The organism is Lysinibacillus sp. GW823-FHT02G10, assembly GCF_058797135.1.
The window spans coordinates 1,392,165-1,407,571 of record NZ_JBXAJI010000001.1; the positions used below are offsets into that span (position 1 = coordinate 1,392,165).

14 protein-coding genes and 1 pseudogene are annotated in these 15,407 nt (G+C 37.5%); 6 read left to right on the forward strand and 9 right to left on the reverse strand.

The window, feature by feature from the left end:
* Positions 1-233: 233 nt before the first annotated feature.
* The 4 genes from AC1RFD_RS07250 to AC1RFD_RS07265 all read right to left on the reverse strand — a co-directional run bounded on the left by AC1RFD_RS07250 (position 234) and on the right by AC1RFD_RS07265 (position 4,120).
* A complete protein-coding gene (locus tag AC1RFD_RS07250) occupies positions 234-989 on the reverse strand; it encodes an SDR family oxidoreductase (RefSeq protein WP_112118529.1) in 756 nt (251 codons plus the stop codon).
* Between the two features lie 208 nt (positions 990-1,197).
* Positions 1,198-1,854 carry a hypothetical protein gene (locus tag AC1RFD_RS07255; protein ID WP_492474701.1) on the reverse strand — a complete coding sequence of 219 codons (657 nt, stop codon included), beginning with the start codon at positions 1,852-1,854 and terminating at the stop codon, positions 1,198-1,200.
* 46 nt (positions 1,855-1,900) lie between these two features.
* A complete protein-coding gene (locus AC1RFD_RS07260) occupies positions 1,901-2,374 on the reverse strand; it encodes a GNAT family N-acetyltransferase (protein ID WP_112118527.1) in 474 nt (157 codons plus the stop codon).
* A 270-nt stretch (positions 2,375-2,644) separates the two neighbouring features.
* Entirely contained in the window at positions 2,645-4,120 is a 1,476-nt protein-coding gene (locus AC1RFD_RS07265; protein WP_281216346.1) for a methyl-accepting chemotaxis protein, read from the reverse strand.
* A 138-nt stretch (positions 4,121-4,258) separates the two neighbouring features.
* On the opposite strand from AC1RFD_RS07265, the gene AC1RFD_RS07270 reads away from it, so the two are divergent.
* A complete protein-coding gene (locus tag AC1RFD_RS07270) occupies positions 4,259-5,221 on the forward strand; it encodes an MBL fold metallo-hydrolase (RefSeq protein WP_048392607.1) in 963 nt (320 codons plus the stop codon).
* Between the two features lie 194 nt (positions 5,222-5,415).
* On the opposite strand, the gene AC1RFD_RS07275 is transcribed toward AC1RFD_RS07270, so the two are convergent.
* Positions 5,416-7,233 carry a DNA ligase D gene (locus tag AC1RFD_RS07275; RefSeq protein WP_492474703.1) on the reverse strand — a complete coding sequence of 606 codons (1,818 nt, stop codon included), beginning with the start codon at positions 7,231-7,233 and terminating at the stop codon, positions 5,416-5,418.
* 106 nt (positions 7,234-7,339) lie between these two features.
* Between AC1RFD_RS07275 and ku the strand changes: the two genes are divergently transcribed.
* Positions 7,340-8,161, forward strand: a complete 822-nt coding sequence (gene ku / locus AC1RFD_RS07280) for a non-homologous end joining protein Ku (protein WP_004225181.1) — start codon at positions 7,340-7,342, stop codon at positions 8,159-8,161.
* A 31-nt stretch (positions 8,162-8,192) separates the two neighbouring features.
* On the opposite strand, the pseudogene AC1RFD_RS07285 reads toward ku, so the two are convergent.
* Positions 8,193-8,713: pseudogene (locus AC1RFD_RS07285) on the reverse strand (AAA family ATPase).
* A gap of 140 nt (positions 8,714-8,853) precedes the next feature.
* Between AC1RFD_RS07285 and AC1RFD_RS07290 the strand changes: the two are divergent.
* Positions 8,854-9,861 (forward strand): serine hydrolase domain-containing protein, encoded by a 1,008-nt coding sequence (locus AC1RFD_RS07290; protein WP_492474705.1) that lies wholly within the window; start codon positions 8,854-8,856, stop codon positions 9,859-9,861.
* A gap of 14 nt (positions 9,862-9,875) precedes the next feature.
* Here the strand turns inward: AC1RFD_RS07290 and AC1RFD_RS07295 are convergent, their stop codons facing one another.
* Positions 9,876-10,406, reverse strand: a complete 531-nt coding sequence (locus AC1RFD_RS07295) for a dihydrofolate reductase family protein (RefSeq protein ID WP_288584996.1) — start codon at positions 10,404-10,406, stop codon at positions 9,876-9,878.
* 100 nt (positions 10,407-10,506) lie between these two features.
* On the opposite strand from AC1RFD_RS07295, the gene AC1RFD_RS07300 reads away from it, so the two are divergent.
* A complete protein-coding gene (locus tag AC1RFD_RS07300) occupies positions 10,507-11,460 on the forward strand; it encodes a helix-turn-helix transcriptional regulator (RefSeq protein ID WP_492474707.1) in 954 nt (317 codons plus the stop codon).
* A 90-nt stretch (positions 11,461-11,550) separates the two neighbouring features.
* Positions 11,551-12,597 (forward strand): DUF418 domain-containing protein, encoded by a 1,047-nt coding sequence (locus tag AC1RFD_RS07305; RefSeq protein ID WP_492474708.1) that lies wholly within the window; start codon positions 11,551-11,553, stop codon positions 12,595-12,597.
* A 358-nt stretch (positions 12,598-12,955) separates the two neighbouring features.
* Here AC1RFD_RS07305 and AC1RFD_RS07310 read toward each other — a convergent pair whose 3' ends face one another.
* A complete protein-coding gene (locus tag AC1RFD_RS07310) occupies positions 12,956-13,810 on the reverse strand; it encodes a hypothetical protein (RefSeq protein WP_054550286.1) in 855 nt (284 codons plus the stop codon).
* A 426-nt stretch (positions 13,811-14,236) separates the two neighbouring features.
* Here AC1RFD_RS07310 and AC1RFD_RS07315 point away from each other — a divergent pair, with 426 nt between their 5' ends.
* Positions 14,237-14,482, forward strand: coding sequence for a hypothetical protein (locus AC1RFD_RS07315; protein ID WP_115673264.1), 246 nt, complete (start codon positions 14,237-14,239; stop codon positions 14,480-14,482).
* A 53-nt stretch (positions 14,483-14,535) separates the two neighbouring features.
* On the opposite strand, the gene AC1RFD_RS07320 is transcribed toward AC1RFD_RS07315, so the two are convergent.
* Positions 14,536-14,928 carry a RidA family protein gene (locus tag AC1RFD_RS07320; protein WP_036076405.1) on the reverse strand — a complete coding sequence of 131 codons (393 nt, stop codon included), beginning with the start codon at positions 14,926-14,928 and terminating at the stop codon, positions 14,536-14,538.
* Positions 14,929-15,407 lie beyond the last annotated feature (479 nt).

Consider the following 15,407-nt stretch of genomic DNA (forward strand, 5'->3'; position numbering starts at 1 on the left):
TTGATGTGGGGAAAAAATAAAGCCCTTAGGAAGATACGCTGTCACTGGTTTAAAGCCTATAAATTATTATACTAACCGAATAAAATAGTAGTGTATCTGTTCTTTAAGATTTTTTCCTCCAACGAACACACCTAACAAACCTTGGTCATTTCCAATTTCGGGAGTGACCCTTTTTACGTACATATAAGCACGTAGAAAAGCCTCGCCACAACTGTAGCAAGGCTTTTAATCAATTATCCTCGTAAAAATCCGCCCTCTGAGTGGATTATTTGACCAGTTATCCATGTAGCCTCCTCGCTAGCAAGAAAGCTAATCACCTTGGCCACATCCACTGGTGTCCCAATCCGCCCCATTGGAAATTTGGGTAACAGATAACTTCTAATCTCATCATTCATCCATGTAGAATCTGTTGGCCCTGGATTGACAGCATTGACGGTAATGCCCAGCGGTGCTAGCTCCTGTGCTAATGATCTAGTAAAGGCTGAAATTGCCCCTTTCGTTGCCACATAGGCTAGCTCTCCCATCATAGGACCTAAATCTTGACCAGAAGTCATATTAATAATTCTCCCTGAGTTTAAATTAGCTTTTTCAAAAAGACGTGCAAATTCCACACAAAGTAGTAGGGTTGACCTTATATTCACCGCGTAATGCTCGTCTAATGTTTGAGCATCTAATGCTAGATAACCATCTTGTGCTGAATGGGCAGCATTATTCACTAAAATGGAAGGTACACCTAGTTTTTCGAAAACCGTTTGGAGTATCGTTTTTGGAGCTTGGGAATCTGATAAATCAATCGACAATTCTTCACATGAAACACCCTTACTCAAAATTTCCTGTTTGAATTCTCCTATCCACTTACGATCAGCATGCCAGTGTGTGAAAAAAACATTAACACCATCCATAGCCAGTCTTCTACAAATAGCTGTTCCAATATCTTGAGGGTGGCTTGCACCCGTAATGATTGCTATTTTATGTTGTGTTTTATTCATTTCTTTTTACCCCCATGGTTATTGAGATTATTAATAAAAAAAGAGCATCACCATAATGGTCCGCTCCGTTTTTAGAAATCAAAACCCTTACACTGCACTTCTTTGAAAATGACCATCATACCTTGACACACACCTATAAAGGAAAAAGATACAGAGTTTGTCACATGTAGAGTATGTATTCCCCTCTTCATCTAATCTGAATTATTTTTTAATCTAAAGTTTTCATCGTATTTTGAACATCAATAGAAAAGGTTTCTACATCAAATTGATGCTGCTTTATCGTATCTTCTGCTAACTGTTGAGCCTTCTTTTTAGCCTTGTGATTTTTCTCTTGAGTTAAATTAATTCTTACTTGAATTTCCTCAGACGTCATACTATGGTCAATGCTGAAAGTGCCAAAATTTTCTGCAAACATCACCTCAAATAGATTGGCCATGACATCATTATAACTTAGCCGAGTTGAGATCGCTTCTACTGGCTCATAGAGTTGCTTTAACGTTATTTGAAAAGAGATGGGGTTTAATTCATTAGCTTTGATAACGTCCAGCATTGTTTCTTCTATATGTTGCTTTGTCTTGTGATCGACCTTGTCGGGTAATGACACAAGGAGCTCTATTTTTCCATTAGGTAAAATTCCATAATCTAATAGAAAGCTATAGGATTCTTTACGCAATGTATAGGAAATCTCACTAATTAAAAATTGATATTGCTGAATATAACGCAATAATTCATCATTACTAGGCTGTGACATAGAAACATTGGTTTTTTCAGCATATTGAATAGGTGCATTTGCCAAAAAGAAAAATGCACCACAAACAATGCTTAAAAGTAGAAACCATAACGTAAATAACCTTTTAATAAACATGTATAGCCCCCTTATTCGGGACTATATGCCAACTATCGAAAGTAAATTACGGTAGAATTTTATAAAACAACACACGATCTTGATTTTCACCACCATAATTACTATGAATGGACATATTTTCTATCACTTTGTCACCTTTTTCCATTCTAAAACCCAGATTCGTATGGAAGGCGATGGATACTTCATTAATAGGCGACGTGACACATTTCACAATATTTCGATGGTATTGCTTCACCACATGAAAGAATACATCATATAATCTTTTTGCAATATTCTGTTTTCTGTAATCAGGATGGACCCCAACAAAATGGATGAACGCTTCATTTGTTTTGGACTGCGATAAAAAGCCAATGAGGAAGCCAATAATTTCGCCATCCTTCTCCATAATAAGGCTTGTATTTGTAAAGTGATCAAAAAATAATTTAGGCAGCTTGTCTGACATATTCCTACCACCCCACCACTCATTAATCAATGGAGATAAAGTATAGTAATCTGAACTCTGTACACTACGAATGTTCATGGAATCCCTCCTCCTTTTCAAGTCATACAACAGATTTATGGTCTGAATGTATCTACAGCTATTATTTAAATGGTGACAATCACCATGACAAACACACTACAAATGCATATTTAAGTTATTGTGCTGAGGCTCATACAAACTCAAAAACAATCACCACAACCAGATATGGATAAAACAATGTAGATGAATACTATCTCTATACCCTCCATCTAGGAAGGTTAATCCTACTCTTATTTTACCCTACCATTTATTTCAATATCAATGGTTCTATTATACCTTTGCCATCACTAATGCCTTTAACGTGTTGCTTAAAGCCTGAATGTGGTTCGTTGTATCCGTCATGCTTACTAGAAGCTGATTTTCGTCCTCCACTGAATGTAGAATAGCACCAGTAGAAGCCGCATTTTGCTCGGTCATGTGATTCAGTTTTTCAATTTGCTTTTGAATTACCTCGAATTGGGAGATGGCACTGCTTAATTCATGCATCCCTCTTGTTAAATCTGTATTCGTTTCCGTAAAAGAATCCTTTAAACTATTAAAGAAATGACTGACATCCTGTAAAAGCTGTTCTCCATGCTGGAGTGCCTTTTCACCGTCATCAGAGCGTTGATGAGCCTCTGTTGATTTTTCAAACAAGGTTTTTGTCACATTGGTAATGCTGACAGTAATTGCAGCGCTTTCCTCTGCTAGCTTACGCACTTCATCTGCTACAATAGCAAATCCTTTTCCATGTTCTCCCGCTCTAGCTGCTTCTATCGCCGCATTTAAGGCCAATAAATTAGTCTGTTCTGCAATATGGGTAATCCCCTTTAATAGACTATCCACTGTTTGCAGGCTGTGTTGCAGCTCGTTGACAGTTTCTGCAGTTGAGCCCATGGCATGACTCATGACGCTCATTTGAGTCATTGCATCCTGCATTTTATCCCACCCTGCTAATACTTCTTGTTGTAGATCAGTAGATTTAGCGACCGTATCCTTCGAAATCGTCAATGTTTTATTGACAAAATGAACCGAGTCACCCATTGTGCCATGAATCATTTGTAAACTAGATGCCTCCTGCTGAATACTTGCAGAAATATCCTCTGTCGCTACTAAAATTTGCTTACTAGAGCCAGAAATCCTTTGCATTGTTTGTTGGAATTGCGTGACATGTTTGTCCAATGCCTGACTACTCTTTTCGATTTCCTGAAATGTATTTTGTAGTTGATTGAAGGATGCTTGCACTTCATTTTGCTGGATTTCTGCATGTTGAATCAATTCATTTCCCCATTTTGCCAGCAAATAAAAAGCAATAATGACCCCATTCATAATTGCCAGAAGTGTCACAAAGACAATGGTGTCATCAAATGGTCCTAACAATGATGATGAGTTGACCATATATAAAATGAAAAAACTAAGATTGGTTAGAATTCCAAAAAAAACAATCAATTCTTTTTTAAAATACAGGGCAATAATGGCCACTGTGCACAGTAAAATATAATGTTTATTTAATGAGAAGCTATCAAGCAAAAATAAGGTAAACACAACACTTGATGGAATGAGACCAAAAATAAAGCCTTTGACATACGTCTTTATAGGTAAAAAATAATTGCATACCGCCAAAGCAATGACAGCTAACCCAATAAATAAAAAATGGATGCCCTTTGATAGAATCATAGGTCCACATATTAGAATGGCCAAAATTGAGATAATAGCCAAATTTACACGATGAACTTTTCGTGTATCATAACGAATTTTATGCTCCATTACTATCCCCCTAAAAAAATGAATAGACATTCAGTTTAATTTTCTATTATTATATAGTATAACAACTACTTTTTGTAGCTAAATATTGCATTTATAAGCAGAATTAGCTTATTTTTGAAAAAAAAGGGGGAAATTGAATTGACTAGCGTCCAACAAATCGCACCAAATTTCTACTGTATCGATACACATGATTTAGGTCGAGAGCAGCGAACAAGCTCCTATCTATTAATCGATGAAAAGATTGCTCTCATCGAAACTTCGGCCAGTCCATCCGTACCTTATATTATGGAAGGGTTACAGAAATTAAATATTGCAGTAGAGGATATAGACTATGTCATCGTGACACATATTCATTTAGACCATGCAGGCGGAGCAGGGTTATTTTTGCAAAGCTGTCCCAATGCTAAATTAGTGGTTCATCCACGAGGCGCAGCCCACATGATTGATCCAAGTCGTCTTATCCGCAGTGCTAAAGGGGTTTATGGCGCTGAATTTGACCGCCTTTTTGATCCAATTGTGCCCATTGACGCTACAAGAATTATTGAAGTCCAACACGAACAGCTATTACAATTAGGTCAACATCATTTAACGTTTTATCATACTGAGGGGCATGCTAAGCATCATGTTTCAATGCTTTATTCCGCAACAAATGGCTTGTTTGTAGGAGATACAACAGGTGTTCGCTATCCCGAAATGGATGAGGAAGCAATTGATTTAATCATTCCGTCCACCTCTCCAAATCAATACAACCCTGAAACAATGGAACAATCCTTAAAATTGTACGAAAAGCTACAAGCAAGTGAATTGTACTTCGGTCACTATGGGGCTTATAAAAATCCAGCTGAAGCCTATCGTCAGGTGCGCTATTGGACACCACTCTTTTTAGAAGAAGGTAGAAAAGCGCAAGCAGCATCCAGCCAGTTCCAAGAACAAGTTCACTACTTAGATGCTCGCTTAAAGGAACTTTTATTTAACTATCTACAGGAAAACGGCATTCCGTCCGATCATCCTGTTTATCAAACCATCCCATTCGATACCATTGTGTCCGCAATGGGCATACTGGATTATCTCGAAAAAGCAAATGCGCAGATTCCACTTTAACGGCAATAAGAGGTGTTCCCAATGACATTGGGGACACCTCTTTTTTAGAAGCGCTTATAGTACTGGTCAATGCAAGCTTTTTGTAAAACCTGTCCTTTTACATCGGAAGGCGCTCTTTTTTCAGGTGAACCGCTCGCTTTACATCGCACTGCGCTTATGCCCTGTCCAAGCTTTCCCTATCTCCATAAGTGTCCTCATGCCTTTAATTGATCTAGAACTGCTTGAAAATTTTGTTGCTCCCCTACTTCACGAAATAATTGAAAGGGATTACTCATTTTTTTCATGCGCTCCATGACAAAGGGAATCGTAAAAAGTGTTGGCGTTAGGTTTTCATTGACCTCCTCCCATAGAAGCGGTGTTGCTACTAAACCCATTTCATTGCCCCGAGTGGAATACGGGGCAATGATAGTCTTGCCCTCTGCATGCTGTACATAATCTAAATATAATTTTTCATGACGATTCTTTTTTAAACGCTCAATTGTATATAAATTTGGCTTTTGCTCACATAAAAAGCGACAAACAAACTCTGTAAATATACGTACCTCTTCATAAGTAAATGTATTTGCGGGTAAAGGAATATACAGCTGTAAACCTTTTCCACCTGATGTTTTGACAAAGGATTGGAGCTGAAAATAATCAATAATGTTCTTTAAATCAAGTGCTCCTGAAACGGCTAATGAAAAATCTTGTATTGAGGGAGGATCTAAGTCGAAAACGATTTCTGTCGGGTACGAAGAATGATGTGTTTGAAATGGAATGTGGAACTCTAATGCAAGCTGATTTCCAAGCCACAATAACGTTTCCAAGTTATTACACACGATATAATCAATATCATCCATCACAGCTGTTGCCACAAAATTAGGCATTTTTTCTGGTTTACTTTTTTGATAAAAACTTTCGCCTGGAACACCATGTGGATAGCGTATTAGCGTTAGAGGACGATCCTTTAGAAAAGGCATTACATAGGGCGAAATATTTTGCAAATAGAACAAGTATTGATCCTTTGTAATACCCATATTCGACCATACAGGCTTGTCTGGATGTGTGATAGCAACTGAATCAGGGATAGGATACAGTTGACGTTGCATGTGCAGCCAATGACATTCCTCAGGTGATATCTCTAATCGAAAGGCATGAAATCTAGGTTCCCTAAGCTTACTACCATCAAAATCAATACAGGCAATATCAACACAAATCGAAGGCTCAAGTTCCCATAGCTCCTTTTTACGCAGTCCATTAGTCTGAAAGAATTTGACAAGTGTTTGATGCTCTTCCTCTGTCATCCCATGCTTAAACGTAACAACTTCTCGTAATTGATTGTCCTCAAAAACTGCACCATGAAAATAACTATTGCTATGGTCATATTGTGTGACAATGACAGTGACATAACGCCAATTTTTTATCTTTAACCAGTGATTTGATCGTATGTTTTCAAGCCATTTACTTGTTTTCTTCTTAGCAACAATGCCTTCCCCATTGTAAAGTTTGATGGACTGCCATAAGCTCTCATGCTCCTCACTACCATGTATGACTTGGATAGGCGTTGGATTCTCATAGTTTACGCTTGGCCATTTGAACTTCGTCGCAAGCTTGCCCAATTGCTCCTTACGCGTTTTTAAATAGTGGTTTTGGAGAGATTCTCCTTTAAGGGTTAAAACATCAAATGCTAGATAGTGAAAAGGACATGAATGAGCATGTTCCTGAATCACGTCTTGATTTTGCATTCTCCCCCTCTTCTGAACAACGGCAAAATCACTTTTAAAATGATTGCGTAAATAAACTAACTCCCCATCCAAGGTTAGGGGTAAAAAGGTTTGGATGGATGTATATATTTGCTGACAAAAAGCTAAAATTTCGGGAAACAAGTGATTTAACTGTCGTCCATTTCTGCTAATGAGCTTCGGCTCCTCATCCCAAACTAATAAGCAGCGAAAACCATCATATTTCGTTTCAAATAGCCATTCATCTCCACTAGGAATATCGTTTGTTTCGGATAAAAGCATTGGTTTCATTCCGCTATACCTACTTTGCTTTTTATATTCAGTGTTTGAAGATTTCATTTTAAGATACATAAAAAACCTCAAAATACATCATAGTAAGAAAAACGAGGTGACAACAATGCATACAGTGTGGAAAGGCAGTATTTCCTTTGGACTTGTTAATATTCCTGTGAAACTACATGCTGCAACTGAAAATAAAGATGTCAAATTGCGTCAGCTTCACAAAGACTGCCATACGCCGATTAGCTATAAAAAGGTTTGTGAGGGCTGTAACCAAGAGGTAACAGATGAGGATATCGTGAAGGCTTATGAATATGCCAAAAATAAATTTGTTGTGTTGGATCAAGAGGATTTAGAAAACTTGCGTAAGGAAAATGAAGATAAGGCTGTGGAAATTATTGATTTTGTGCAATTAACTGAAATCGATCCAATCTATTTTGAACGCACCTATTTTTTATCACCCGATTCGACGGGAGCCAAAGCCTATTCATTGTTACGAAAAACATTAGAACAATCAGGGAAAATTGGCATTGCCAAAATCGTTATCCGCTCTAAAGAGCAGCTTGCCATTGTGCGTGTTTATCAAAATGCCCTTGTGATGGAAACAATTCACTATCCAGATGAGGTAAGAAGCATTGGCGATGTCCCTAATATTCCAAGTGAACAGGATGTAGTACAAAAGGAGCTTGATACAGCCCTCATGTTAGTGGAACAACTAACAACTACATTCAACCCTGAAAAATATACAGATGATTACCGCAATGCTTTATTAGAACTAATTGAAGAAAAGAAAGCTACAAATACGATATCTACAAGCGATAAACAACGTCCAATTCCTGAAAATGTCACGGATTTAATGACAGCTCTACAGGCCTCTTTAGAAAAAACAAAAAAGCCCGCTACAAGAAAACGGACTACACGTACAAAGAAAAATGCCTAAGAACAAGCGTATCCTGACATCGGGATACGCTTTAGAATTGTCGAAAATAGGAATCTAAATCCTTTTTGCGCTGAATCATTAAAAGTTTAGCCAATACAGCATGTTGCTGTTTAAAGAATTTAGGCTTTCCTACCCTTTCAAAGCGTTTATTCCAACGAAACATTTTAAAAAAGATCGAAAAAGTAGGTTGATAGTGAGCTTTTTCGAAGCCCATTTTTTGTTTTATAAATCTTTTTATTATACGAAAGACTCGAATTTTATAAGGCGTATCGAGAAAGATAATGCAATCAGCTTGCTGGAAGCTATCAACAACCCACTCCTCCTGATGGATCCCCTCTATAATCCAACTGTTGTTTGGAGAATGGTTTGTAAGTGCTCCTTTTTTTCTTCATCTGTTCTTAGAATATCCCCTGATTCCTTTCGCATCCATGCCACATTATCAAGCTCATAATAAGGAATCTGCAAGGTTTTAGATAACTTCCTCGCCAATGTTGTTTTCCCACTGCCAACGGACCCAATGATATGTATTTTTTGTGGAAACGCTTTTGTCACAAAACCCCTCCATTATATGTACCTTTGTAGAAATAATTCCTTTATTATACAATAGATTTCAGCTGACATAACGATAGTTTTCCAAGAACATTCGTTCCTAATTATGGTATAATAAAGGAAAAACTAGGAGATCTTTATTCATGACAATACATGAGCAAATGTCGCAACAACAAATAGCTGGCCTCAGCATTGCCTATATAAAGGATGGTGAGCTTCAGAAGGCAGAATGCTTTGGTCTATTAGAGGTCGGGAAAACTAACAGAATCAATACCGAAACCATCTTCAATGCCTGTTCAATTAGTAAATTAGTTACAAGCATTTTAGTGATGAAGCTGGTCGAGCAAGGTATCGTAGATTTAGATGAGGATATTAATCAAAAGCTCACATCTTGGAAGATGCCAGATCATAGCTACACTCAGGGAGAAAAAGTAACATTACGACATTTGTTAAGTCATCAGGCCGGAATTATTGACCCTAAAGGCAGCTTCTCTCCCTTACATTCACGATGGCAGAGGCCTTCGATGGTTGACTTATTAAAAGGTACAACTCCTTATTGTTCCATACCAATCGATAGTACTTTTGAGGCCGGGCAAGAATTTCACTATTCAGATGCTGGCTTTTGCATTGTTCAATTGCTGATTGAGGATACAATAGGCTCAAGTTTTTCAACACTTATGACAGACGTGATTTTCCGACCACTAGCCATGACAAATAGCTTTTTTTCTTCCGCGGTCCCAACTGCCAATACAGCAAGTGGTCATCAGAAAGATGGCACCCTAACAGCACAAAGATACCCTATTTACCCGTATGATGCAGCTTGTGGATTATGGACAACACCGTCAGATCTAGCAAAATTATTACAAGAGGTAATGCAGGCCTTAAAGGGAAAGGGTACACTTGGTTTAGCTTCAATCCATGAGCTAATTCGTCCTCAGGGCTGTAAAGAATGGATGGGCCTTGGTGTATTTCTTGATGGTGCTGGTGAGCAGCTTGAAATATCCTCGCTTGGCTGGGGCGTTGGCTATCAATGTATGCTAGTGGCCTACCCCCACCTAGACAAAGGCTTTGTTGCCATGACTAACACCGATACAGGCGTCCATCAAATGCAAGGTCTCTTAGGAGAAATCTATCGTTCCTTTATCCAATAAAGAAGAGGCTTGATTTAAGCCTCTTTCCTTACCTCATAATGCAGTTGTACCATTTGACCATATCGTTTTGTTTCCAATAGCCTTAAGTTTTCGAATGGACGGGGAGATTTAAACAAGGGTATCCCTGAGCCCAGTAAATGGGGTGTAATCGTAATAATCCATTCGTCAATTAGCCGCTCCTGTAAAAAAGCATCTAGAAGGTTACCTCCCCCTACCATCCAAATCTTTGTGCCTTCTTGCTCTTTTAAACGTTGAGTAAATGTGATGACATCCTCCTGGATAAACGTCACATGCTCATTTTCCCCAGTTTGAGTTGTTGAGAACACATAGCATTTTTTATCAGGATAAGGGAACGGTTTAAGATGTTCTAGGATATAATCATATGTTCGTTTTCCCATAATGACGGTATCAATAGTCTGATACATATCAGTATAGCCATTATCACCCTCTCCCTCTGTTTCCTCTAGCCACTGTAGATCATCATTTTCCTTAGCAATAAATCCATCTAAACTCCCTGCAATAAATACCAGTATTTCTCGTGACATTACGTCAGCTCCTCTTCTTTTGAAAATCTCTTGTACAATCTCTATACTAAATATAAAACATGACAACTATTGGCATGATTAAATAAAAAGGTGAAAAAATATGACCAAAGCTAAACGATTAATTGATATTTTGCTATTCGTCAGTGTGAAAAAGAAATTTACAGCGCAGGAAATTGCCGACACCTTCCATATTTCCGTGCGAACGGTGCATCGTTACCTTTTGGATTTAAGTGATATGGGGCTACCCATTTATGCGGAACAAGGAAGACATGGGGGCTATACGGTGCTATCAAATGCCATTCTCCCCCCGATATTATTTACCGAGGAAGAGGCGGTCGCCATTTTCTTTGCATTCCAGTCTTTGCACTATTATCGTGATTTACCCTTTAATACTGAAATGAAGTCTGTCTCTCAAAAACTGTATGAATCCTTACAGAAGGAAGCCAAGAAAAAGGTGGATACGCTGCAATCCTATATTGCCTTTTGGAACCCTAAAAGAGCCATTACAACACCACTCTTAACAGACGTTTTAGAGGCTATCATTAACCAATCACAATTGCATATCCAGTATGAATCGAAATCTGGTATCACCTCTAAGCATATCCAGCCTATTGGCGTGTACGCTCATGATGGCTTATGGTATATGCCTGCGCTACTGCTATCAAATGAAAGAATATTACTCTTCCGTGTAGATCGAATTAAAGGGATAAAAATTAGTGAAGCAAACCATAAAACGACGATGAATTTGCAGCAATGGCTTGAAACTGACTATGAGCCTCCGCAGCCTATTCGGTTATATGTAGAATTATCAAGCGAGGGCGTTCGTCAATGTTTAAGTGAGCCCCATCTTGAAAAAGCGGTTGTTCGACATAGTGATGGAACAGGCTATATCGATACGATTATCGATCAACATGAGCTCCACTTTAATAGCTCCCTTTTCTTTCGCCTTGGTCAACATGCGATTGTCAAAGAACCGTACACACTAATTCAGCTTATACGTCAGCATGCATATGAGCTATTAGCGATTTACCCTGAGCCAATAGAGCCTCTATAAGATGACAATTTTGTTAGATTCACGTAACATTCATCGTTACTACTTTTAAAAGATCTTCCTTATAATTGGTCTTGAAGGAGGAGATATACGTTGCAACCGACCAACAGTAATAAACGAATTGACACATTAGATTATTTAAGAGGGTTCGCCTTACTGGGCATTATTTTAGTCAATATCCCCTCATTAATGTGGATTGAACCACCTGAATTGGCAAACGATATTGCCTATAACCGCTTTCTGACACTTTTTGTAGAGGGTAAATTTTTTATCATTTTTTCATTTTTATTTGGAATAGGATTCTATCTCTTTATTTCACGCGCACAGGCAAGGGACGAAAAAGCCTATGCCTTATTTAGTCGTAGGCTTTTGATTTTACTGTTTATGGGGCTAGTGCATTTTTATTTCCAACCAGGTGAAGCCTTAACTGTCTATGCTATCTTTGGCTTTGTAGCCTTACCTTTTTATAAAATGCGCAAAGACATCAATCTCATCCTTGGATTCATCCTATTAGTCATCACTGCCTATTTTGGTCTAAAAATTTTAATGCCATTTCCACTGATTTTGCTTGGTCTAGCTGCTGGTCAATATCATTTATTTGAAAATATCTCGTTACATCGAAATAAAATCATGTTCGTGACGATTGTAATGGGCTTTATAAGCATGGCTAGCTGGTTTTATCAATGGCAGTATGTCCCTGAGCCTCTTGTTAATATCCAGCATTTGCCCAAGGATCAGCTAGCGGCTCATATTACAAATATTGAGCAATTTTCATTAATCGGACTACAGTTTAGCCCATTCGCTTCTGCCTTTTACATGGGAACAATCATCCTATTATTACAAAGCACTTTGTTCCAGCGACTATTGGCACCGTTAAAAGCATATGGGCGCATGGCCTTGACTAATTACCTGGGGCAAACAGCGCTTATTCTCTTAATTGGCCATACTTTCGGTTTAATTGGACAACTTCGCTATCTTGAATCTTTGTGGATTTGTCTAGGCATTTATGGTTGCCAATTGCTCTTTAGTAAGCTATGGCTATACTTTTTCCGCTTTGGCCCTATGGAATGGCTATGGCGAATCGGGACATATTGGACAATTCCTCCCCTACGACAAAGTACGAAAGATTATTTATCGTAAAGGATAAACACCTATCAGCTTGGTGGTAAACATCATATATTGGTAATGTACCCTACTCGCTTTCCATCTTTGCTCATATCTTCAGCAAGAAACACATCCCCATTTTATTTAGTCACCAAAGTGACTAATTTAAAAACAGCGTTAAGCCATTATTAACGCTGTTTTTTTACTTTTATTACATCTAATAAGTGAATCATTGGGGTTACTTTGTGGGGAATAGGTATTAAAAGCTAATAAAGTTACTGGGACATAAACATACAAGTCACTGGATTTTAAAATCCAGTGACTTGTATTCATTACCATTATTTTTCTCTTGCAAGCAAGTATAGCTCTTCATCTTGATAATTGGTTCACTGTACTAAATACGGGTTAATGCGCCATCAGGTTTGGGAATTTCTTGAACTGTTAGCTGATTCATTTTACAAAAATGTTTAAAGAATTGTTGTGCCAACTCCAGTTCTTTTGGGTCACTTTTCAACGAAATGATATCAAGTAAAATTTGAGCCATCCATAAATTTTCGAAATAACGATATTTCCCTGTTTTCCATGTCATTTTTTCGGGGAATTTTTCATTGATATAATATTGCCAGAAAAGTAACTGATCCGATTCCTGTTCTGTCAGTTGAATTCTGTATTTTGAATGAGCAGGAATATGTCCATCTTCACACAGCTTGCCGACGAATTTTTCATTCACCATATAGACACCTAAGATGCGTCTATCACTTTCAGGCTGGCTGGAATCTCTTGCTGTTAAAAGGACAGCGCTATTTTGGTGCAAGCGGCTCGGCTTGTTTGGCTTCCCTTTATTATTACCACTCTTTAATATACCTGAAAAAACATTCCACTCTGAAACAGAACTATTCTGTTCCTCTGAATCACACCAAAAAACCATCTGTGATGCGGGATGAAGTTTATGATTACTCATAAGTTTTTCGTGTTCCAAGCGAAGCAAGAGTTCTTTCCGTTGAAGCTCTTTGGCCTCTTCCATCCGCGATTCTTCTTCTTTTCGTTCAATTTCTTTTTTTTGTATAATTTCCTCAAGTAACTTAGCATCACTTTTATCATGTATTGTTAGGTGCTTTCCAAATACATCTGGAAAAACAAACCTTTTATTTTCTGATGCAAAATGTATTTCAATACTTGAATCATTTTGATTAACTATACTACCTATGCCAAAACGCTTGTGTGTAACTTTCTTATTAATTAGATTCATTCATCTAGTCCTCCTTATGGAATAAAAATTAAGTTACTATTAGATAGTAAAATTTCAAATAACTTCTTTAAAACAATTTCGAATTTTTCTTCTGTTTAAAAATAAAAAAACGTATCCAAATTCTTTCTGCAAAATAGGACATCGGAATTCGAAATACGTTTATAAAAAAATGATCGTAAGACTATTATAACATTTTTTAATAAAATTACAAATTTATTATTGACAACACATTTTTACATGAGTTAAAATATTTATTTATTCTCTGAATGTCATTAGAATCATGTTAGAAAAGACCATAAACTTCTAAAAAACGCCTTATAAAATCCAACTTTTCCTTGTTACCTATTTGATGCCCATAAATTCTTCACCTGTTTCTTATTCTTAGCATACAATGCAAATAATACCCTTTTTTGTAGGGAGGATTATATGAAGCAAAATAAAGGTAATCGGAATAATGAGGGATTGGAATCCGTGAGTCAAGCAGCTAAGTTGGCTGTCATTGCGGGGGCGATTACAACACTTGGAGACGCTCTAGCGACCATTGCGGCTGGTCTTGCTCTAGAGGATGAGTTGAAGGAAATTGAAAGTAATAGCAATGATATTGACAAACTACAAAAGCAAATTGACGATTTAAATTATGAAATGAAACAATTAAAAAGGATGTTACGTTAATTCAGTCTGTATACAAAAACGACAATACCACATGGATATTGTCGTTTTTTAAGCTATTTAGCAGCCCAAAGTTCAATCTCTATTTTTATATCTGGTAGCCCTAATGCAGATACATAAGCAATAGTCATAGAGGGATAGGAATGACCAAACATTACTTCCCATTGCTGATAGAAATGATGCCAATCAATCTCCTCTGTCGCCCATATATTCACCTTTACCACATGAGATGCATCCAATCCCTCAGTTGCTAAAAGCGCTTCAATATTTCTAAATGTATTGGTGGTTTGTTCAATTAAATCTGCAGGCAGTTGATCATCTTGATCAACCCCAATTTGTCCAGAGAATGCATACATTGTTGCATCTTTCGGAATGATTGTGATGTGGCTATACTTCCCAACAGGGCTAGGTACCTGCATTGGATTTTTACGTACTATGTTTGTTTTCATATTCTTTTCTCCTTTAGGATTGTTTTTTTTCTAAAAAAGGGCAGACTTATCCCTTGTTCGTTGATTTTAGAAAAAAACAGCTGTGGAGAACCCTATACCCATGCTTAAAAAACGAATAGCTCTTTTTTTCATGTGAATTCTCCTCCTTGTCCCTAAAGTTATGTTCACTTTACCATTTCTATCCTAGACAATCAATGAAATACCCAAACTCTTTTGCATTTCATCGATTATTTCTCAGGCAATTAACTATTCAACCATAGCAATCACAACATATATATAGTAGTGTAAAGCTAAATTAGCCTTACACCTCCGAAATTGTTACTAGGGTCACTCCATCCCAAGTGTCCCTTTGCATAAAAGAACTAGGTACCCCTCTTTGGCGGTACCTGTTTTTTTTGTTATTTGGGGTCGAGTCGCACTTATGTTGGCTAAGTTTTGTCCACCTGCATTACAGCTAGTTTTAATTCATCTGCAAGTAA

Excerpts from the sequence above, each read along its gene's own strand:
- AC1RFD_RS07275 (WP_492474703.1), bottom strand. The coding sequence starts at position 7,233 with ATGAAACCAATGCTTTTATCCGAAACAAACGATATTCCTAGTGGAGAT.
- AC1RFD_RS07290 (WP_492474705.1), top strand. The coding sequence starts at position 8,854 with ATGACAATACATGAGCAAATGTCGCAACAACAAATAGCTGGCCTCAGC.
- AC1RFD_RS07250 (WP_112118529.1), bottom strand. The coding sequence starts at position 989 with ATGAATAAAACACAACATAAAATAGCAATCATTACGGGTGCAAGCCAC.
- AC1RFD_RS07315 (WP_115673264.1), top strand. The coding sequence starts at position 14,237 with ATGAAGCAAAATAAAGGTAATCGGAATAATGAGGGATTGGAATCCGTG.
- AC1RFD_RS07310 (WP_054550286.1), bottom strand. The coding sequence starts at position 13,810 with ATGAATCTAATTAATAAGAAAGTTACACACAAGCGTTTTGGCATAGGT.
- AC1RFD_RS07295 (WP_288584996.1), bottom strand. The coding sequence starts at position 10,406 with ATGTCACGAGAAATACTGGTATTTATTGCAGGGAGTTTAGATGGATTT.
- AC1RFD_RS07260 (WP_112118527.1), bottom strand. The coding sequence starts at position 2,374 with ATGAACATTCGTAGTGTACAGAGTTCAGATTACTATACTTTATCTCCA.
- AC1RFD_RS07320 (WP_036076405.1), bottom strand. The coding sequence starts at position 14,928 with ATGAAAACAAACATAGTACGTAAAAATCCAATGCAGGTACCTAGCCCT.
- ku (WP_004225181.1), top strand. The coding sequence starts at position 7,340 with ATGCATACAGTGTGGAAAGGCAGTATTTCCTTTGGACTTGTTAATATT.
- AC1RFD_RS07255 (WP_492474701.1), bottom strand. The coding sequence starts at position 1,854 with ATGTTTATTAAAAGGTTATTTACGTTATGGTTTCTACTTTTAAGCATT.
- AC1RFD_RS07265 (WP_281216346.1), bottom strand. The coding sequence starts at position 4,120 with ATGGAGCATAAAATTCGTTATGATACACGAAAAGTTCATCGTGTAAAT.
- AC1RFD_RS07300 (WP_492474707.1), top strand. The coding sequence starts at position 10,507 with ATGACCAAAGCTAAACGATTAATTGATATTTTGCTATTCGTCAGTGTG.